This window comes from Pseudochrobactrum sp. AO18b (genome assembly GCF_000409565.1).
GTDB lineage: Bacteria > Pseudomonadota > Alphaproteobacteria > Rhizobiales > Rhizobiaceae > Pseudochrobactrum > Pseudochrobactrum saccharolyticum.
On sequence record NZ_ANNO01000233.1, the window covers coordinates 1 to 20095 of the forward strand.

General features: G+C 53.2%; 19 protein-coding genes. 18 read left to right on the plus strand and 1 reads right to left on the minus strand.

All coding sequences use genetic code 11. The features are described from left to right. From A918_RS22040 to A918_RS20065, 5 genes are all read left to right on the plus strand, one after another. Window positions 1-862, plus strand: an 862-nt coding sequence (locus tag A918_RS22040; RefSeq protein ID WP_033316020.1) for a hypothetical protein, incomplete at its 5' end; no start/stop codon positions are given. A 156-nt stretch (window positions 863-1018) separates the two neighbouring features. Continuing rightward, a complete protein-coding gene (locus tag A918_RS0109540) occupies window positions 1019-1834 on the plus strand; it encodes a hypothetical protein (RefSeq protein ID WP_022710843.1) in 816 nt (271 codons plus the stop codon). Window positions 1835-2092: 258 nt separating this feature from the next. Next, a complete protein-coding gene (locus A918_RS0109545) occupies window positions 2093-2791 on the plus strand; it encodes a response regulator transcription factor (protein ID WP_022710844.1) in 699 nt (232 codons plus the stop codon). Next, a complete protein-coding gene (locus tag A918_RS20060; RefSeq protein ID WP_022710845.1) occupies window positions 2788-3978 on the plus strand; it encodes an ATP-binding protein in 1191 nt (396 codons plus the stop codon). Before A918_RS0109545 ends, A918_RS20060 begins: the two co-directional genes overlap by 4 nt. 486 nt (window positions 3979-4464) lie before the next feature. Next, complete coding sequence (locus A918_RS20065) at window positions 4465-5313, plus strand: phosphatase PAP2 family protein (protein WP_084664741.1); 849 nt, start codon at window positions 4465-4467, stop codon at window positions 5311-5313. On the opposite strand, the gene A918_RS20070 is transcribed toward A918_RS20065, so the two are convergent. Continuing rightward, window positions 5216-6250 carry an AraC family transcriptional regulator gene (locus A918_RS20070; protein WP_022710847.1) on the minus strand — a complete coding sequence of 345 codons (1035 nt, stop codon included), beginning with the start codon at window positions 6248-6250 and terminating at the stop codon, window positions 5216-5218. The two genes, A918_RS20065 and A918_RS20070, sit on opposite strands and share 98 nt — an antisense overlap. Window positions 6251-6383: 133 nt before the next feature. On the opposite strand from A918_RS20070, the gene A918_RS0109565 reads away from it, so the two are divergent. The 13 genes from A918_RS0109565 to A918_RS0109625 all read left to right on the plus strand — a co-directional run. Next, window positions 6384-7571: an acetyl-CoA C-acyltransferase gene (locus tag A918_RS0109565; protein ID WP_028233618.1), complete on the plus strand. Its 1188-nt coding sequence runs from the start codon at window positions 6384-6386 to the stop codon at window positions 7569-7571. Between the two features lie 38 nt (window positions 7572-7609). Then, window positions 7610-9385 carry an AMP-binding protein gene (locus tag A918_RS0109570; protein WP_022710849.1) on the plus strand — a complete coding sequence of 592 codons (1776 nt, stop codon included), beginning with the start codon at window positions 7610-7612 and terminating at the stop codon, window positions 9383-9385. Further along, entirely contained in the window at window positions 9375-10523 is a 1149-nt protein-coding gene (locus A918_RS0109575) for an isobutyryl-CoA dehydrogenase (RefSeq protein WP_022710850.1), read from the plus strand. Before A918_RS0109570 ends, A918_RS0109575 begins: the two co-directional genes overlap by 11 nt. Next, window positions 10520-11419 (plus strand): 3-hydroxyisobutyrate dehydrogenase, encoded by a 900-nt coding sequence (gene mmsB, locus A918_RS0109580; RefSeq protein WP_022710851.1) that lies wholly within the window; start codon window positions 10520-10522, stop codon window positions 11417-11419. The genes A918_RS0109575 and mmsB overlap by 4 nt, the downstream gene beginning before the upstream one ends. Then, window positions 11416-12189, plus strand: a complete 774-nt coding sequence (locus A918_RS0109585) for an enoyl-CoA hydratase (RefSeq protein WP_022710852.1) — start codon at window positions 11416-11418, stop codon at window positions 12187-12189. Before mmsB ends, A918_RS0109585 begins: the two co-directional genes overlap by 4 nt. Before the next feature lie 127 nt (window positions 12190-12316). After that, entirely contained in the window at window positions 12317-13003 is a 687-nt protein-coding gene (locus A918_RS0109590) for a GntR family transcriptional regulator (protein WP_022710853.1), read from the plus strand. Between the two features lies 1 nt (window position 13004). After that, entirely contained in the window at window positions 13005-14468 is a 1464-nt protein-coding gene (locus tag A918_RS0109595; protein WP_022710854.1) for an aldehyde dehydrogenase family protein, read from the plus strand. Window positions 14469-14501: 33 nt separating this feature from the next. Further along, window positions 14502-15254 (plus strand): glucose 1-dehydrogenase, encoded by a 753-nt coding sequence (locus A918_RS0109600; RefSeq protein ID WP_022710855.1) that lies wholly within the window; start codon window positions 14502-14504, stop codon window positions 15252-15254. A gap of 247 nt (window positions 15255-15501) precedes the next feature. Then, window positions 15502-16968, plus strand: a complete 1467-nt coding sequence (locus A918_RS0109605; protein ID WP_022710856.1) for an ABC transporter substrate-binding protein — start codon at window positions 15502-15504, stop codon at window positions 16966-16968. A gap of 39 nt (window positions 16969-17007) precedes the next feature. After that, a complete protein-coding gene (locus tag A918_RS0109610; RefSeq protein ID WP_022710857.1) occupies window positions 17008-17961 on the plus strand; it encodes an ABC transporter permease in 954 nt (317 codons plus the stop codon). 2 nt (window positions 17962-17963) lie between these two features. After that, window positions 17964-18824 carry an ABC transporter permease gene (locus A918_RS0109615; RefSeq protein WP_371257514.1) on the plus strand — a complete coding sequence of 287 codons (861 nt, stop codon included), beginning with the start codon at window positions 17964-17966 and terminating at the stop codon, window positions 18822-18824. After that, entirely contained in the window at window positions 18821-19837 is a 1017-nt protein-coding gene (locus tag A918_RS0109620; RefSeq protein ID WP_022710859.1) for an ABC transporter ATP-binding protein, read from the plus strand. The genes A918_RS0109615 and A918_RS0109620 overlap by 4 nt, the downstream gene beginning before the upstream one ends. Then, a partial coding sequence (locus A918_RS0109625; protein WP_028233620.1) for an ATP-binding cassette domain-containing protein occupies window positions 19834-20095 on the plus strand: 262 nt, incomplete at its 3' end. The genes A918_RS0109620 and A918_RS0109625, both read left to right, overlap by 4 nt.

Sequence of the window (20095 nt, forward strand, 5' to 3'; positions counted from 1 at the left end):
GCTTGCACAACAAAATCCGGCAGAACTGCAGAAGCAGGAACAGGTTAAGGTGGAAGGCCCTTGCGCGGCTATTTTTGCTGAGGCGGTTTTGTCTTCACTTCTGGACGGCGCTGAAATTACCTATCGTGCAGATGGCTGCACACTCAGCAATGTCACCATCGATGCCGGAACCTATCAGAGCTGGTCAGCCGAAACCGTTGAAATCCGCAGTGCTCCGCTGGAAAAGGACGCTGAATACTGGCCGGAATGGGCTGAAATCTCTGTCAAGTCTGTCGGATACTGGCCGTCCAGTCTCCCTGCGATGCGTTATTTAAGCAAAATTCAGAAGAATGGTTTTGATCTGAAACTGGCCTATCAATGGGATAAGGACAGTAAAATATTCCGCGTGACTGAAGCGCGTTTCTCCGGCCGGTATATTGGTGAAGTGCTGTCATCCGCGACGGTTGAGCTGTCTGAATTGCCGCGTTTTGATATTCTGGGCGCGCAAAGCTCGTCTCTGGAAACCATGAAAATTCGTGAGATTTCGACCGAGCTCGACGATCAGGGTTTCTTTGCAAATTATGTTATGACAACTATCGTCGGGATGATTGGTTATAATGATGATCCGGAACCGGAAGTTGAAAAATATCGCTCTATGGCGCTGGCCTTTGTTGCGGGCTTGTCAGCCAATATGATTGATGCCGACGGCAAACAGGCACTCAGCCGTTTGATTGCTGATCTGCCGCATCCGCAATCTAAGGCCGCGATAAAGCTGGTTTTTGATCCGGCTTTTTCTGTGTCCCAATCCGATAGCTCACCGCTGGCTGTGCTGGCTGCGTTCCAGAAAAATCTGAAAATCAGTGCCGTTTATGCCGGTAAATAAGGCTTTGGCAGCATTGTTATGAGCGGGTTTGACCGGACCTGCACAAATTTGATTACGCGGACTTGCGTTTTGTGAAACGGTTTCCGGTGGTCTCGGTGTCTGGTTTTCGTTATAGCGGAAAAAACATTTCGTATCAGGCATCAGGACATTATTCATATGCAGGCTCTTGAACAGGCGTTTCCGCGCCGTGCAATTCAGATCAAAAATTCCGGCTTTTCCGGCGGTATTATCCTCTCTTTTGCGATGATTGTCTGTATGGCGCTTGGTGCGTTTCTGCTTTGGTACCAAGGGCCGGGTATTCTGCGCGACTATAAAATCAGCCAGAATCCGGTCGTGGATGAGAATGCCAGCTTGCGCAAAGGCGAGTGCAAAACCCGCCAGCTGATTATGACCGATTGTAAAGCCGATATTGTTTTCAAGGACAGCGCGGGTCAATCTGTTCAGGAGAGCGTCAGCTTCATGTTTTTTGACATGAACCGCTCCGGCTATGATGTGGAAATCGTTCGCTCCGGTGATGATCCGTCGCTGGTGACACTGGATCTGGGCATCGAAAAGCTCTGGGATCGCATTTTCACGCTCGGTGTTTTCACTGTGCTGCTGATCGGTGGCGCGATTGCTGTGATTGTGGCCATGTTCAGAACGCGTGGTCTGAATAAGAAAATCCGCAAACCACTGCCTCTTAAACCCGTTGCTGTCACCGTGACCGGTATTCAGTCGAATTATGGTATGCGTAATGTGTTTTACAGCTACCTGAATGAAGCGGGTAAAAAGAAGAAGCGTGCCAGCCGTTTTAAGAAGAAAGAAGAGCCGTTTTATCTGAGCGTTGCAGCCGGAAATAAGAAGAATGAAACACCCGCGCTCGCTGTGCTGCCACAGGGATGTGACGTTCCGGTGCTGCTGGATGCAGATCTGAACCGGCTTGATCTGACGGCGGATGAAAAACAGGCTATCGAGAACGCATTGACAGTCTGACTGTAATAATGTGCAGAGAACTTGTTCTTTTGAACAGGTTCTCTTTTAATGGCGGAAATCGGACAATTTGTCGGGAAATAATGTTTACCGGCAATATGCAGGCACTTTATTAGGAATGCGCCTTTTGATGCTTGGCGTGACGCACACAAAATCTTGACATTCAGCTTATACTGGCAATTGTTTCCCTATGCAGGTGATGGTTGATATTGATTTGTCAAACTATATTGCCTTGTGCGAACCCGGTATAAAAGGTGCGGAATGCTTGACAAAGGCTTGATACTGATTGTTGAAGATGAACCGGCAATTGCCGGTATTCTCGAAGCTTACCTCATCCGTGACGGGTTCCGCACAGTCTGTGCTTCTGACGGCGAAATAGCGTTGCGCCATCATGCCATGCTGTCGCCGGATCTGATCCTGCTGGATGTCAAAATGCCCAAATATGACGGTTTTGAAGTTCTGGCGCGCATCAGGCGGGAAAGCAATATTCCGGTAATTATGATCAGCGCGCTGGCAGAAGATCTGGATCGTCTCTCAGGTCTGCGCCTCGGTGCGGATGATTATGTGATTAAGCCGTTCAACCCGCAGGAAGTTGTGGCGCGGGTGAATGCTGTGTTGCGCCGCACCCGTAATAATGCGGCCAATGCAGCAATCCGCTTTGAGAATATTTTGGTTGATTTTGATGCCCATGCGGCTTTCACCGATACGGATGAGGAGCGGCAGCTGCTGCCGTTAACGCTGAGCGAGTTTCGCATTCTCGCCCATATGATCCGGCGTCCGACCCATGCATTTCCGCGCAATGATCTGCTGGATGCCTGCCTGCCGCAAAGTGATGCGCTGGTTCGTACCATTGATACGCATATTGCCAATCTGCGCCGCAAAATTGAAGCATCAGGCGGGCCGTCCGGTCTGTTTCCGGCGGTACGTGGTATTGGCTACCGTCTGGCAGAACCACGATGAAATTATCCCGCCTGTCACTGAGTACGGTTTCAGCTCTGGTCACAGCAGCGATGCTGATGCTCAGTTTTTCGATTATTTTCTTTGGTGTCATGTGGGTACAAGGCCTGTATGAACAGCAATATCTGAGCCAGATCAGTGATAATGCCCGTCTCGCTTATGAGATGCTGGACAGGGGGGAGCTTCCGAAAGAGGCCGATTTTCTGGCTCTTGTCCAGCAACTGACGCCTTTATATGAAGATGCAGAGGCTGAGCTTTATCTTCTGGTGCTGAAATTCGGGCTTGGGGCTGCGTTGATTTGCAGCCTCATCGGTTATTGGCTTGCCCGTAAATTCAGCAGCCCTTTGGAAAAGCTTACACGCGTAGTGAATAACCTGCGTGAAGGCGATTTTTCCGTCCGTGTTCCAGACACGGTTAAAGGCACAAGCGAAGTTGCGATGCTTATCGAGCGCTTCAATGCGCTGGCAGAAGAGCTGGAGAATATGGAGCGTCGTTTGCGCTTCAACACCATGGCTGTGGCCCACGAGTTGCGTACGCCTCTGACCATTGTTCAGGGCATATTGCAGGGAATGGCCGATAAGATTTTTCCGCGGGACGATGACCGGATTCAAGACCTGTTGATGCAGGTGGAAGGTTTGACCCGTCTGGTCAATGACCTTCGTACATTATCGCTTGCAGCCAGCCAGAAACTGGTGACCGAGCGCTGTAATACAGATATTGCACAGGCGGCCGAGCAGGTCTTGCAGGCTTCACGCTCACTGCTCGCCGAAGCGGGAATGGTGCTGGAAACCAATCTGAAACGAGCCATCATTCCGGCGGACAGTCAGCGTCTGCGGCAGGCCATGCTGGCGGTTCTGGAAAATGCCTGCCGTTATGCATCATCCGGCGGATATTTGCGCTGTGAAAGCGGATATCTGAATAAAGAAGAAGCCTTTCTGCGCATTATTGATCGCGGACCCGGCTTCGATCAGGAATTTTCCGGCCATACGATTGATGTGTTCTGGCGTGGCGAGCCGTCCCGTGCAAGAGCAACCGGCGGGTCAGGTCTGGGCTTGTCAATTGTCCGTGCAATCGTGACTGCCCATGGCGGCAGAGTGGAGCAGGCCAGTCTGGCTGAGGGCGGAGCTTGCGTGACCATGATTTTTCCGCGCAAACTGACGGAGAATAAGCCGGACGGGACAGTGGCATAAATTCAGAATATCTGGGTTTGTAATTCCGTAATACGGAGTAATATTTATGCAATTGTCATAAAATACAGTTTTCATAGGTAAATTTTAAAAAATAATATTGAATATATTGTTTGACGATAAGTCTTAAACCGGATCACATCTTATTCCGGTTAAATCTTGACAATTCTGCTGCACATCAACCCGTGTAATAAATGTGAGCGAGAATTGTTGAGTGTCATACTATACGGAGCTTCAGTCAGAATTTCAGGATAAGAGGAACCTGTCTGCCAAGTGGCAGCAGCGGTTACATGCGCTTGTGTCTTCTTCATTCCTTCCGCGCAATCCAAAACGACCGCAAGCTATCAGACGGAATCTTTACAAAAGTGAATTTTTACTGACAGGCCAACATATGATGCGTGCCGGACGGAGTGTCGTCCCATGAGAAAGCTACCTCATGATTTACATTTATGTTTTGTTTTTATTGTATTTATTCGTGCTTGAATTTCTATGGGTATAAATAATAATCTGCCTGCACTGATACGCAGTTCTGCCGGTCCATTGCACAGCAATGTTTCTGTCATTCGCCATGGCAATTACAGACTTAACATACTGATAAGACTAGCAGTGATTGTCAGCTTTATCTTCATGGTGATCCCGGTCATTGATATTACGGTTTCCGGCTGGTTTGCAGATCGTGCAGGCCAGTTTCCGCTACATGAAAACCGTTTCTTACTGACATTGCGTGATTTGCACCGCACTTTGCCGGCAATCATCGTGCCTGCATTGCTTGCTTGTCTGATCTTGCAAGGTCTGTTTAACCGGCGCTGGCTGCCTGCGCCGCATAAGCTGCTTTATATTCTGTCTGTCTATGCTATCGGTGCGGCAGCTATTGTTCATGGTTTGAAATATCTTGTCGGCCGTGCCCGTCCGAATGAAATTATGGAATTTGGCGGCAGTTCGTTTTTCAGTCCGGCATGGCAGATTGCCAAGAGCTGTCAGAGCAGTTGCTCTTTTCCGTCGGGTGAATCCGCGAGTGCTATGGCAATGCTTGCTATTCCGCTGGTTCTGGGCGGTGCCAATCGTGTGCTGCTGCTGATTATTACCGGTTTTGCAGCTTTGGTTTTCTCGCTGAACAGGCTGGTTATGGGAGCCCATTTTCTCTCGGATATCACGCTGTCTTGGCTGTTTGTTGCAATTACTATGGCGTGGTTCTGGCCGGTTTTTCAGCGCCATGGCGATCGCATTGACAGCTTCATTTTCAAGATCGGTCAGCGTATCCGTAATCGCGGTTTCGTGTGGCTGGCTCCGGTTGCGATGATCTGTAGCGGGCAGGGCTTGCACCAGTCCATTTTTTAAATGCGCGGTGAAAAGCACTCGGCTCCGTATAGCCGAGTTCTGCCGCAATCATGCCGACCGGCTTATCGGTTTCCTGCAGCCAGTTCAGCGCATATTGGCGGCGAAGTTCTTCTTTGAGGCTGCTATAGCTCATGCCGTCTGCCCGCAGATGGCGGCGCAATGTCGGTTCGGATATATGCAGGCTTTGCGCTGCCTGTGCAAAATCCGGCCAGTTGGCAGGTGGGGTTTCCCGCAGCAATTTGTGGATCGCAGAAGCACTGCCGCGATCATAGCGATAACGCAGCAGAATATTGGCCGGTGCCTGTGCCAGAAACTGCCTTAGGGTTGCTTTGCTGCGGTGGATTTTCAGCGACAACAAAGCAGGGTCGAAGCTGAGGCTGGTCTCCTGTTGAAAAAAACGGACTTTGGTACTGAAAAAATCCAGATAATCCGGCCTGTCCGGCGGAGGCGCACCGCGAAAACCAATATCGTGGATAGGCAGGCGCCGTTTCACGAGCCAGCACAGCACGCCGTAAAGAATGAGAAAAAAGGTGCGGTAGGCGAAGGCCGGACGTGCGGGGCTCACCTCACGCAGCACAATAACAGCCAGCCCATCGCGCAGGATCAATTCACCTTTGGGCTCACCGATCAGCAAGGTAAAAAAGCGTAATGACCGGCGGATGGCATGTTCGAGATTATCGCTGGACAGAGCAGCGTGACACAGCATGGCGAAACTTCCGGGTGGCATCGGGCGCTGGCCGAAGCGGAAAAACTCGCATTGAATTTCTTCGGCAATGGCCAGCCAGAGGCGGCTATAATGTGCAGCATCCAGTTTGAAATCCGGTTGTCGTAAAGCATTGGCATCAATACCGGCAGCCGCCAGCACATCCGGTATTTTTGCAGGTGCATAGTGTTGTAAGACTGTCAGTGCATCATCAACAAAGCCACGACCGATCATCGTCTCCTCCTGCTCCTGAATAATAAGATATGGCAAAACCGATCATAAAATAAAGTCCAAACTGTCATTCTTTGCCATAGATCTTAGGGCTAGGCTCAAAGTTCTTCATCTGAATTTGCAGTTTTGGGAGGAAGTGCAGATGGCAGATCCTGTGGTTATTGTCGGCATGGCACGCACACCTCTGGGCGCTTTTCAGGGCGCCTTCAGCACGGTACCGGCGGCAGAACTTGGTGCAACAGCAATCAAGGCCGCGATTGAGTGGGCAGGGATTGCTGCACACGAGATTGATGAGACTTTGCTGGGTTGTGTGTTGTCTGCGGGGCAGGGGCAGGCACCGGCACGTCAAGCCGCGATTGCTGCCGGCATTCCCGTAGCGTCGGGAGCAACGACGATCAATAAAATGTGCGGTTCCGGTATGAAAGCCGTGATGATGGCGCATGATATGCTGGCCGGTGGCAGTGCGGATATTATCGTGGCCGGTGGTATGGAGAGCATGACCAATGCGCCCTATCTGCTGGATAAAGCCCGTGGCGGCTATCGCATGGGGCATGGCAAAATCACGGATCATATGTTTCTCGACGGGCTGGAAGATGCCTATGAAAAAGGCCGTCTGATGGGCAGTTTTGCCGAGGATTGTGCCGAGGCCTTTCAGTTCAGCCGCACCGCGCAGGATGAGTTTGCACTACGCTCTTTAAAACGTGCGCAGACGGCACTGGAGCGCGGTTATTTCTCAAAGGAAATTGCACCGGTTGTGACGGGAAATGGCAATTCCGCGCATCTGATTGATATGGATGAACAACCGGCCAAAGCACGACCGGAGAAAATTCCGTTTCTGCGACCTGCCTTTCGTGAGGACGGAACGGTTACGGCCGCCAATTCCAGCTCGATTTCGGATGGTGCAGCGGCACTGGTGCTGATGCGTCTTTCGCAAGCGGAAAAACGCGGACTGACACCGCTTGCCCGTATTGTTGCGCAGACATCTTATGCCCATGAGCCGCGCCTGTTTGCCACGGCGCCAATCGGTGCCATGCGCAAACTCTATGAGAAAACCGGCTGGACAAAAGATGATGTCGATCTTTTCGAGATTAATGAAGCTTTTGCCGTGGTGACAATGGCCGCAATGCAGGAACTGAATCTGCCAGCGGAGAAGGTGAATATTCATGGGGGAGCCTGTGCGCTCGGTCATCCGATCGGTGCATCAGGCGCGCGTATTCTGGTGACATTACTGGCAGCGTTGCAGACCCATGATTTGCAGCGCGGCATTGCCAGTATTTGTATCGGCGGCGGTGAGGCAACAGCCATAGCGGTGGAGCGTTTATAGCCACAAACACAGTGATTTATGCATTTTGGGAGGATTGCATGAGGCAGCTGAGTACGGAGAATTTTAAGCAGGCGCGTGATTTTCTCTTGCAGTATCGCGAGGATTATCAGGCCGCAAAAGCCGGTTTTGTCTGGCCGGAGGCACTGCCTTTCAACTGGGCGCTGGACTGGTTTGATACTGAGCTTGCTGCCAATCCGCAAAGCCGCAATCAGACTGCTTTGTGGATTGTCGATAGCGCCACGCAAACAGACACAAAATTGAGTTTTGCTGATCTAAGTACCCGCTCTTCCCGGCTTGCCAATTATCTGGGCGGGCTGGGTCTGAAGCGCGGCGATCATCTGCTGGTACTCCTCGGCAATGTGCCTGCTCTGTGGGAGGTGATGCTTGCAGCGATGAAACTCGGTATTATCGTCATCCCAGCGACGACATTGCTGACACCGGATGAACTGTCTGACCGACTGGAGCGCGGCCATGCCTGCGCTATTCTCGCAACCGGCGATCAGCTCTTGAAATGCGAGGGACTGGCCGGAAATGAGGTGCTGCGCATTCAGGTGCCAAATGGTCATGTCGCAGAAAACAGTAACTGGCATGATTATAATGAAGCCTTCAATCAGTCCGCTGAATTTCAGCCGGATGGTGAAACTCAGCCGCATGATCCGATGCTGCTTTATTTCACCTCCGGCACCACCGCTAAACCGAAACTGGTGCGGCACAGTCATCGCAGCTATCCGGTCGGCTCACTCTCAACCATGTATTGGGTTGGTCTGCAACCGGCCGATATCCATCTCAATGTTTCATCCCCTGGTTGGGCGAAACATGCGTGGAGCTCGCTTTTTGCACCGTGGAATGCCGGTGCCACAGTGCTGGTGGTCAATCAGCCAGCCTTCAGCGCTAAGGTGTTATTGGCAGAAATGCAGCGCTGCGCAGTGACCACGATGTGCGCACCGCCGACCGTGTGGCGCATGTTGATACAGGAAGATCTCAAAGCCTGTAAAATGAGCCTGCGCGAAGTGGTTGGTGCCGGTGAGCCGCTTAATCCTGAAATTATTGAGCAGGTGCGTGAGGCATGGGGGCTGACAATCCGTGACGGTTACGGCCAGACAGAAACCACGGCACAGGTGGCGAATAGTCCCGCGCAGAATGTGAAGAGCGGCGCGATGGGCAAGCCATTACCGGGTTACGAAGTGGTGATCCTTGATGCGGACGGCCATGCAGCGCAGGAAGGCGAAGTCTGTCTGGTGCTGGATGACAAACATCCGGCAGGGTTGATGCAAGGCTATCAGGAGGCGGACGGCAATCTCAGCGGTACTGATGGTCGTGTCTACCGCACCGGTGATGTCGCCTATCAGGATGCGGATGGTTATTTGCATTTTGTCGGCCGCGCCGATGATGTGTTCAAATCCTCTGATTATCGTATCAGCCCGTTTGAGCTGGAAAGCGTGTTGCTGGAACATGATGCGGTGACTGAAGCGGCGGTTGTTCCGGTGGATGACCCGATCCGCCTGTCGGTTCCCAAAGCCTATATTTTGCTGCGTGCCGGTGAAGAGCCTTCGCGTGCGCTCGCACTTTCGGTGCTGCAATATACCAATGAACGTCTGGCACCGTTCAAGCGCATCCGCTCGCTGGAGTTTGTGCGGGAACTACCCAAGACAATCTCCGGAAAAATCCGCCGTGTGCAACTGCGCCGTTTTGAGCGGGAGGGCATCGAGGATGATGTGTTTCGTGGGGTCGCTTTTGATGAGGGGGAATTTCCGGAACTGAACATCGGGCGTAACAAACCTGTGCAGAGCGAAGGAGAGAACCATGTCCGGTGAACTCAACGAGGAGCAGAGCAGTATTTTTGCCATGGCTGCGGATTTTGCCGCGCAGGAACTGGCACCTCATGCTCTGGAATGGGATGAGCAAAAGCATTTCCCCATAGACGTGCTGCGCAAGGCTGCGGCACTGGGTATGGGCGGCATTTATATCCGTGACGATGTGGGCGGTTCCGGCCTGACCCGTATGGATGCGGCTCTGATTTTTGAAGCTTTGTCGCAGGGCTGTCCGGTGATCGCGTCATTTTTGTCGATCCATAATATGTGCGCATGGGTGATTGATGCCTATGGTTCAGAAACACAGCACCAGAAATGGTTGCCGCAACTGACACCGATGGAACTGATCGCCAGCTATTGTCTGACCGAACCGGCCTGTGGTTCCGATGCCGCCAATCTCAGTACTAAAGCCGTGCGCGATGGCGATGATTATCTGATTACAGGGCAGAAGCAGTTTATCTCCGGTGCCGGTGCGAGTGATATTTATATCGTGATGGCACGAACCGGTGCGGCTGGAGCCAAAGGCATTTCAGCCTTTATCGTGCCGAAGGATGCAGTCGGCCTGTCTTTCGGTGCCAATGAAAAGAAAATGGGCTGGAATGCCCAGCCAACCCGCACGGTGATGTTCGATAATGTGCGCGTACCGGCGGAAAACCTGATTGGTCAGGAAGGCATCGGCTTTAAAATTGCCATGTCGGCGCTTGATGGCGGGCGGTTGAATATTGCCGCCTGTTCGCTCGGTGGTGCGCAGGCCGCCTTTGACAAAGCACTGACCTATATGGATGAGCGCAAGGCTTTTGGCTCCAAACTGCACCAGTTTCAGGCCTTGCAATTTCGTCTTGCCGATATGGCAACAGAACTGGAAGTAGCGCGTACATTTCTGCACCGTGCAGCCCGCGCGCTCGACCGCCATGATGCCGATGCCGTGAAACTATGCGCTATGGCCAAGCGTTTTGTCACTGATGCCGGATTTAAGGTTGCCGATCAGGCGCTGCAGCTGCATGGCGGCTACGGTTATCTGAGCGAATATGGCGTGGAAAAACTGGTGCGCGATCTGCGTGTGCATCAGATTCTGGAAGGCACCAATGAGATCATGCGGGTGATTATCGCGAGAGAAATTTTGAGCGGGAGGGATAAATGAATACTAATAAGATTATTGGTTTTATCGGCCTCGGTCATATGGGTGGGCCAATGGCAGCCAATCTCGTCAAAGCGGGATTTAACGTGCGCGGTTTTGATCTGGTTGAGGCATCAAAACAAGCAGCTAAAGCAAACGGCGTTCAGATTGCGGATAATGTGGAACAGCTTGTGCAGGGCGCTGGTGTGATTATCACCATGCTGCCCGCCGGTTCCCATGTGCTGAGTGTCTGGCGCGAACTGGTAACGCTGGTTGCTGCGGATACGCTGTTAATTGATTGCTCGACCATTGATGTTGCCAGCGCCCGCAAGGCGCATGAAATGGCAGCAGAGCATAAATTATTGAGCATTGATGCGCCGGTTTCCGGTGGTGTTGTCGGTGCAACGGCAGCAACGCTTACTTTTATGGCCGGTGGCGAAAAACTCGCTTTTGACAAGGCTGAGCCGGTTCTGGCCGCTATGGGCAAACGCATTGTGCATTGCGGTGAGGCCGGTGCAGGGCAGGCGGCGAAAATCTGTAATAATATGATCCTCGGTATCTCCATGATCGGTGTGTGCGAGGCTTTCGCTTTGGGTGAAAAACTGGGTCTGTCCCAGCAGGCATTGTTTGATGTGGCTTCTACTTCGTCCGGCCAGTGCTGGGCACTGACAAGCAATTGTCCGGTGCCGGGGCCGGTGCCTGCATCGCCTGCAAACAGAGATTATCAGCCGGGCTTTGCCGCAAGTTTAATGCTGAAAGATTTGAAATTGGCGCAGGAAGCGGCAGCCTCTGTGGGGGCAACCACGCCATTGGGAGCGGAGGCGGCGCAGCTCTATAATCTGTTCAATGCGCTTGGTTCCGGCGGTGAGGATTTCTCCGGTATTATCCGCCTGTTGCGCGGCAAGGAGGGTATATCATGACTTATGAAACCATTCTCACAGAAATGCATGGCCGCGTGCTGCTCATCACGCTGAACCGTCCGCAAGCGCTGAATGCGCTGAACCGGCAATTGGCCGCAGAACTGATTGCGGCGGTGGAAGCGGCAGACAAAGACGAGCATGTGGGCTGTATTGTTCTGACCGGCTCGGCCAAAGCCTTTGCCGCCGGTGCAGATATCAAGGAAATGCAGGTGCAGGATTTCAGCACTATGTTCGCGGCAAACTGGTTCGGGGAATGGGAGCGTTTTACCTCGGTGCGCAAACCCATTATCGCAGCCGTTGCAGGCTATGCGCTGGGTGGTGGTTGTGAGTTGGCGATGATGTGCGATTTTATTCTGGTGGCAGATAATGCCAGATTTGGCCAGCCGGAAATCCGCCTTGGCGTTATTCCGGGTATGGGCGGCTCACAGCGTCTTACACGCTTTGTCGGTAAATCCAAAGCGATGGAAATGTGCCTGACAGGGCGAATGATGGAGGCCGATGAGGCCGAGCGCTGTGGTCTGGTTTCCCGTATCGTGCCAGTGGATCAGCTTCTTGAAGAAGCTTTGAGTGTGGCATCCACCATTGCTGAAAAATCTCTGCCGGTAACAATGATGGCGAAAGAGGCTGTGAATGCGGCCTATGAAACAACGCTGTCTCAGGGTGTGCAATTCGAGCGCCGTCTGTTTCATTCCGGCTTCGCCAGCCACGATCAGAAAGAAGGCATGAGCGCCTTTATCGAAAAGCGCGATCCGTTTTTTCTGCATCGCTGAGACCGGAGCACGCATTCACTTCAGGCGGGAGAAGCCTTTGAAAACAAATATCTGGTGAAGGGCATTTTTGTCTTGAACAATTTTGTATCCTGGATAATCATACTGAAAAATATAAGGGAACACAGGCTTGTCCAGCTATAAATGGAGCAGCCAAACGAGGCTGCTGGACGAAGTTGCGCAAGCACTTCGTGAGAGCATCTATGCGGGTCAATATGCGCCGGGCACGATTTTGCGACAGGAGCATATTGCTGCTGAATTCGGTATCAGCCGCACGCCGCTGCGTGAGGCATTGCGCGTGCTCGAGCGCGATGGTCTGATCGTTCATCTCCCTGGTCGCGGTGTGCGTGTGGCAAGTGTTGATCTGCCGCATCTGCTCGATGCTTATGCCGTGCGTGAAGTGATTGACGGTGTTGCCGCACGTTTTGCTGCGGAACGCGCCGATGCAGGTGCGATTGCCGGCCTTGAAAAACTCATCAGGCATCAGCGCTCCATTATCGAACCTTGGGATTCCAAAGCCTATACGCAGTCCAATGTGGATTTTCATCTGGCGGTAATGGCAGCGGGCGGCAATGCCTCTCTGGAGAATTTTGTGCCATTGCTGCGCATGACCTCGCAGGTCTTTGCGCCGGTTTTTGCGCTCACGGCAGAGCGGGCGAAAAATGCAATTGAGGAACATGCTCTGATCGTTGAAGCGATTGCGCGCAAAGACGGTACAGGGGCTGAGGAATTAGCGCGGCAGCATATCCGCAAGACCATCAACAGCCTTCAGATGATGCAAAATAATCAGCAGGAAACATCCTGCGGGAGAGAATGACATGGCACACGGGATAGAGAACGGACAGCGGCGCTACGGCAATTTCATCAATGGTATATGGCAGGATGCCGTGCAGGGTGAGGTGCTGACACTGAAAAATCCGTCAGACGGCAGTGATCTGGCGCTGATCGCCCGTGGCACTGCGGCTGATATTGATCTCGCCGTTGACGCCGCACGTGCAGCCTTATCCGGTCTCTGGGGGAAAATGACCGCAACCGAACGTGGTCGCATTCTGCATAAAATCTCAGAAGCGGTATTGCGCGAGATTGATCTTCTGACTGTGCTGGAAGCGCGTGATGTCGGCAAACCTTTAACGCAGGCGCGTGCCGATGTGGTAGCGCTGGCGCGTTATCTGGAATTTTACGGTGCCTCTGCTGACAAGGTTCATGGTGATACGCTGCCTTATCAGAACGGTTTCACCGTTCTGTCTGTCTATGAGCCGCATGGCGTGACGGGGCATATTATCCCGTGGAACTATCCGATGCAGATCCTTGGCCGCAGTCTTGGTGCGGCTCTGGCTATGGGCAATGCTGCGGTTGTCAAGCCAGCGGAAGAAGCCTGCCTGACCATTCTCGAATTTGCGCGGATTGCCCACGAGGCCGGATTGCCGACCGGTGCGCTGAATGTGGTGACAGGACTGGGTGCCGAGGCCGGAGCGGCTTTGTCTTCCCATCCGCAGGTCAATCATATTTCTTTCACTGGTTCTTTGCGCACGGGTGAGGCAGTGCAGGCCGCAGCGGCTAAAAATGCTGTGCCGGTGACTTTGGAACTCGGCGGTAAATCTCCGCAAATCGTGTTTGCTGATGCGGATATTGAGCGTGCATTGCCGTTTCTGGTCAATGCAGGCATTCAGAATGCAGGGCAGACCTGTTCTGCTTCCTCACGCATTCTTGTGCAGCGTGAAGTCTATGAGCAGGTGATTGCCGCTATGAGTGAGCGCTACCATGCGCTCAAAGTCGGCGCAGCGGAGGCTGATCTGTCGCTAGGGCCTGTTGTCTCGACACGTCAGAAAGCGATCATTGAAGATTATCTGCAACTGGCAAAACAGGATGGTTTGTTTTTTGCGGCGCAGGGTGAAATTGTGCCTGATGCACCGAAAAATGGTGCCTATGTGCGCCCGACTTTGCTGCGCGATGTGCCGCCGCAACACCGGCTGGCACAGGAGGAAATTTTCGGCCCCGTGCAGGTGATTATGCCGTTTGATACGGAGGAGGAAGCCGTGGCGCTGGCTAACAGCACACCTTACGGGCTGGTTTGCGGCGTGTGGACAAAAGACGGCGCGCGGCAATTGCGTATGGCGCATGCGGTGCATGCCGGACAGATTTTTATCAATAATTACGGAGCAGGCGGTGGCATTGAGCTGCCTTTTGGCGGGGTGAAACGCTCCGGCCACGGTCGTGAGAAAGGTTTTGAGGCGCTTTATGGCTTTGCCTCGCTGAAAACCATTTCGGTCTATCACGGCTGATCTGCAGAAAATCGCATGGGAGAATACCGCATAATGACTGGTTCGCTTGAGAATAAAACTGCAATCATCACCGGCGCAGGTTCGGGTTTTGGTGAGGCTATGGCGCGTAAATTTGCCCGCGAAGGTGCAAATGTGGTCGTCGTTGATCGCGATGCTGCGGGTGCAAAGCGCGTGGCAGGAGAACTTGGCGGCAAGGGACTGGCGGTTGAAGCGGATATTGCATCGGAAAATGGTGTGGCGGAAGCGGTACGTCAGGCGCAGATGCAGTTCGGGCGGGTTGATATTCTCATCAACAATGCCGGTATCGGCCATAAACCACAACCGGCGGAAAATGTGCAGCCGGATGAATTTGACCGCATTGTCGGGGTGAATATTCGCGGTATTTATCTGATGAGCCGCGCTTTAATTCCGCATTTTAAAGACAATGGCGGCGGTGTTATTCTCAATATTGCCTCGACTGGTGCAGCCCGTCCGCGTCCGAACCTCACATGGTATAATGCGACCAAGGGCTGGGTTGTATCCGCCACCAAGGCGCTGGCGATTGAACTGGCACCGGAAAATATCCGCGTCAATGCGCTCAATCCTGTGGCGGGTGAAACCCCATTGCTCACGACATTTATGGGTGAGGATACGGAAGAAATCCGTCAGAAATTCCGTGCCTCCATTCCGCTTGGTCGCTTGCTGAAACCGGAGGATTTGGCGGAAAGCGCTGCATTTTTATGCTCACCGGCAGCCAGTATGATTACCGGTGTTGCATTGGATGTGGATGGCGGCCGTTCAATTTAAAACTGCGGCTTCAAATGTGATAAGCATTTGAATTGACAATGGTTCGTTAGAGCGTATCCCGAAAAGTGTGAAACGGTTTTCGGTAAGATACGCGTAAAAACAAAAAGATAGAGCATTTTCTGAGGTTCAAGATAAGCAGAAAATGCTCTAAAGTCGGCCAGCTCTATTCCGGTAATTCCTGAGCAACATCAGGATGTGATAAATAAGGGGACAGGCAATGCGATATAAATATTTGACCGGACAGCTCATGCTGGCAGCAATGACGGGGATTGCTGTTGTGGCTACGAGCGGGTCAGGGCTGGCAAAAGATACATTGGCAATCGGCGAAGTGCTGGAGCCTCCGGGTATGGACCCGACAGCAAATGCTGCGGCTTCTATCCGCCGTCTGACCTATAATAATCTCTATGAAGGTCTGGTGCGCATTGATGAAGAGGGCGCTGTTAAGCCGAACCTCGCGGAAAGCTGGACGATTTCACCGGATAATCTGAGCTATACATTCAAGCTGCGTCAGGGCGTGAAATTTCATAATGGTACGCCCTTCGATTGTTCTGTTGTGAAATTCACTTATGACCGCGCCATAGCGCCGGATTCCACCAATGCACAAAAGGCACTATTTGCGCCGATTGAAAAGACCGAATGTCCTGATCCGGCAACTGCTGTTGTGACGCTCAAGCGCCCGTCTTCGACCTTCCTGTTCGGGATGGGCTGGGGCGATGCGGTGATGATGGCACCGGATACGATTGCCACCAACAAGACCAATCCTGTTGGCACAGGGCCGTTTAAATTCAAGCGCTGGCTGCAGGGCGACCGGATCGAATTCGAGCGCAATCCTGATTATTGGGGCGAGCCTGCTAAGCTCTCTGCGATCACTTTCTGCTTCATCAGCGATCCGTCAGCCGCTGCCGCTGCGGTCATGGCCGGTGACGTTGATGCTTTCCCTGAGTTTCCGGCACCGGAGCTGATCAGCCGCCTGCAAAGTGATGAACGTCTTGCTGTGGAAATCGGCTCGACGGCTGGCAAAGTGATTATGTCACTGAATAACGCACGTAAACCTTTTGATGATGTGCGGGTGCGCCGCGCACTTGCCCATGCCATTGACCGCAATGTGGTGCAGGAAGCAATTACCACCGGTCTCGCCAAGACGATTGGTGCCCATTATACACCCGCTGAACCGGGCTATGTCGATCTGAGCGATACCTATCCTTATGATGTGGCGAAGGCTAAAGAGCTGCTGGCAGAAGCCGGTGTGCCTGCGGGTACTTCCATCACTATCATGTTGCCGCCGCCTGCCTATGCACGCCGTGGCGGTGAGGTGATTGCGGCAATGCTGGCAGAAGTTGGCATCGAGGTGAAACTTGTGCCGGTTGAGTTCGCGCAATGGCTGGATCAGGTCTTTGCCCGCAGTGATTTTGACGCGACAATCATCGCTCATGTGGAAACCCGCGATCTCGATATCTATGCGCGGGACAAATACTACTTCAACTATAACAGCCCTGAATATAAGGCGATCTACAAGCAGTTCGCAGAAGCGACAGACGACAAGCAGCAGCTTGAACTGCTCGGCCAGTTGCAGCGCAAACTCGCTGAAGACGAGCCGAATGTGTTTCTCTATGCCCTGCCGAAAATCGGTGTCTGGGACAAGAAGCTCAAAGGCATGTGGAAAAATCAGACCATTCCGGCCAATGACCTGACCAGTGTGTACTGGGCAGACTGATCCTATTGATGCTGAAATGAATATTGAAGGAGGCCGCATTTGCTGCGTTATTTTACAGGGCGTCTGATCTCTCTGATCCTGACGACGCTGGCGGCCTCTGTTATTGTTTTCCTGCTGATGCAGGTGCTTCCGGGCGATCCGGCAGCGATTATGCTGGGTATTAATGCGCAGCCTGACACTTTAGCGGCTTTGCAAAAACAACTCGGTCTCGATGCCCCGCTGATTGTCCGTTACTTTAACTGGATTACCGGCTTTCCGGTTGGTGATTTTGGCACCAGCTATACCTATTCTGTGCCGATCAGTGAGCTGATCGGACCACGCTTGCAGGTGACTTTGCCGCTGGCGGTGCTGGCAATGATCCTCTCGGTGGTGATTGCTATTCCTCTTGGTGTAATTGCCGCTTCAAAGCGCGGTAGTGCGACCGATGTGGTGGGGATGGGCGTTGCACAGATTGGTGTGGCGATCCCGAATTTCTGGCTCGGTTTACTGCTGATCCTGTTTTTCGCCCTTACGCTTGGCTGGTTTCCGGCCTCCGGTTTTGCCGGTTGGGAAAATGGTTTGTGGGCAGGCACCCGCTCGCTGATCCTGCCAGCCGTGGCGCTGGCCTTGCCGCTGGCTGCCATTCTGGCGCGCGTTACCCGCTCTGCGGTGTTGGAAACGCTGAGTGAAGATTTTGTGCGCACAGCCCGTGCCAAGGGATTGAGCCGCAATGCAGCCTTGTGGAAACATGCGACACCCAATGCACTGATCCCTGTGGTGACGATCTTGGGTCTGCAATTCTCATTCCTGCTGGCCGGTACAATCATTATTGAAAACGTGTTCAATCTGCCGGGGCTTGGCCGTTTGGTTTTCCAGTCGATTGCGCAGCGCGATCTGGTCACGGTGCAGTCGCTGGTGACCTTGCTGGCAGCCAGTGTGATTGCGGTGAACTTCTTGGTTGATATGGCCTATGGCTTTCTTGATCCGCGCCTGTCTGCAGGAGTGCGGGCATGAGCATGGCAGAGAACTTCTCCCGCCGCAGCCGTATGGTCTTGCTGTCTTTCGGACTGAGCCGCAGCCTGCTGATCGGGACAATCATTACCGGGTTTCTGATCGGACTGGCCGTACTGTCACTGGTCTGGACACCTTACAGCCCCACGGGCATGAATATCCTGCGCAAGTTGCAGGGGCCGTCGATGCAGCATTGGCTGGGCACCGATGCACTTGGTCGTGATGTGTTGTCGATGGTCATGGTCGGTGCGCGTAATTCTTTGTCGGTGGCTTTGATTGCCGTTGCGGTTGGTATGGGACTTGGCGTGCCGCTCGGTGCCTATGCGGCTGCACGAGGCGGTATGATTGATGGTTTTGTCATGCGCATGACCGATCTGGCTTTCGCTTTTCCGGCACTGCTGACAGCCGTGATCATCACTGCCGTATTCGGCCCTGGTGCGGTTAATGCGATGATTGCTATTGGTATTTTCAACATTCCGGTTTTCGCCCGCATTACCCGTGGTGCGTCGATGGGGCTGTGGAAGCGCGATTATGTGCTGGCAGCCCGCTGTGCAGGGCGCAGCGATGTGGCGATTACGCTGGATCACATTCTGCCGAATATCGGACATGTGCTGATCGTGCAGGCGACTATTCAGTTTGCCTTGGCGATCGTTGCGGAAGCTGGTTTGTCTTATGTCGGTCTTGGTACACAGCCGCCTATGCCAAGCTGGGGTAAGATGCTGAATGATGCGCAGACCTATATTTATGATGCGCCGCATCTGGCGATTTTTCCGGGACTTGCCATTACCTTTGCGGTTCTCGGGTTGAATATGCTGGGTGATGGTTTGCGTGATATACTCGACCCGCGTGTCAGGAGAGAGAGATGACCACACCACTTCTCGAAATCCGTGATCTGGGCGTGCATTTGCAAGCCGGAGGCAGGCAGGCCGAAATTCTGTCCGGCATCACGCTGACACTGAACCGTGGTGAGCGTCTGGGCATTGTGGGGGAATCCGGCTCCGGCAAGTCCATCACTGCATTGGCGGTGATGGGTTTGCTGCCGCATCGTATGGCTTTGAGCGGAACCTTGCGCTTTGACGGGCAGGATCTGACAACAATCTCAGAGACTGCCCGTTGCACCATGCGTGGCCGGCAGATGGCGATGATTTTTCAGGAGCCGATGACGGCACTGAACCCGATCAAAACCATTGGCGCACAGATCAGTGAAGGCCGTCGCCTGCATCTGAGAGAAAACCGCGCCGATGCTGACAAGGTCGCGCGTCGTTTGTTAGATCGTGTTGGCCTTGCTGCCCCGCGCTTTGATCTGGAACTTTATCCGCATCAATTATCCGGCGGTCAGCGCCAGCGTGTGATGATTGCGATGGCACTGGCCTGCGAGCCGGAATTGCTGATTGCGGATGAGCCGACCACGGCACTGGACGTTACCGTGCAGGCGCAAATTCTTGATCTGCTGGATGAGCTGATTGACGAGAGCCGCACAGCACTGCTGCTGATTACCCATGATCTCGGCGTAGTCTCGGAAATGACGGATCGCATTGCAGTGATGTATGCAGGACGCGTGGTTGAAACTGGAGACACGCAGGATGTTTTCCGCCACATGGCGCATCCTTATGCACGTGGGCTGTTCGCTGCCTCGCCCCATAGTCTGACAATGCGGCCAAAACCGGAAAATTCGGATAAACGCCAGCGCCTGACCACGATTGCCGGTGTGGTGCCCGATCCGTTCAGTCGCTTGCCGCAATGCGGTTTTGCTGACCGCTGCCGTTTTGTGCAGGCTGATTGCCGTGCAACAGTCCCGCCATTAGGCAACACGGATTTTCTCGACGTGACGCATCGGGTCGCCTGTTTTCATCCGCTGACAGATGAGGTGATGGTATGACCGCTCTTCTGGAAGTCCGCGATCTGGTGCGTGATTATACGCTGCCGAAACAGTCTTTACTCTCTAAGCCGCAAAATTTGCGGGTGCTGCATGGTGTCAGCCTCAGCCTGAAGCAGGGTGAAAGTCTCGGTATTGTCGGCGAATCCGGTTCCGGTAAGTCTACACTGGCACGTTCAGTGATGGGGCTGGAAAAGCCGCAATCCGGCAGTGTGACCATCAATGGTAAGGATATTTACAGTCTGGGGCGGGGGGGGGTGG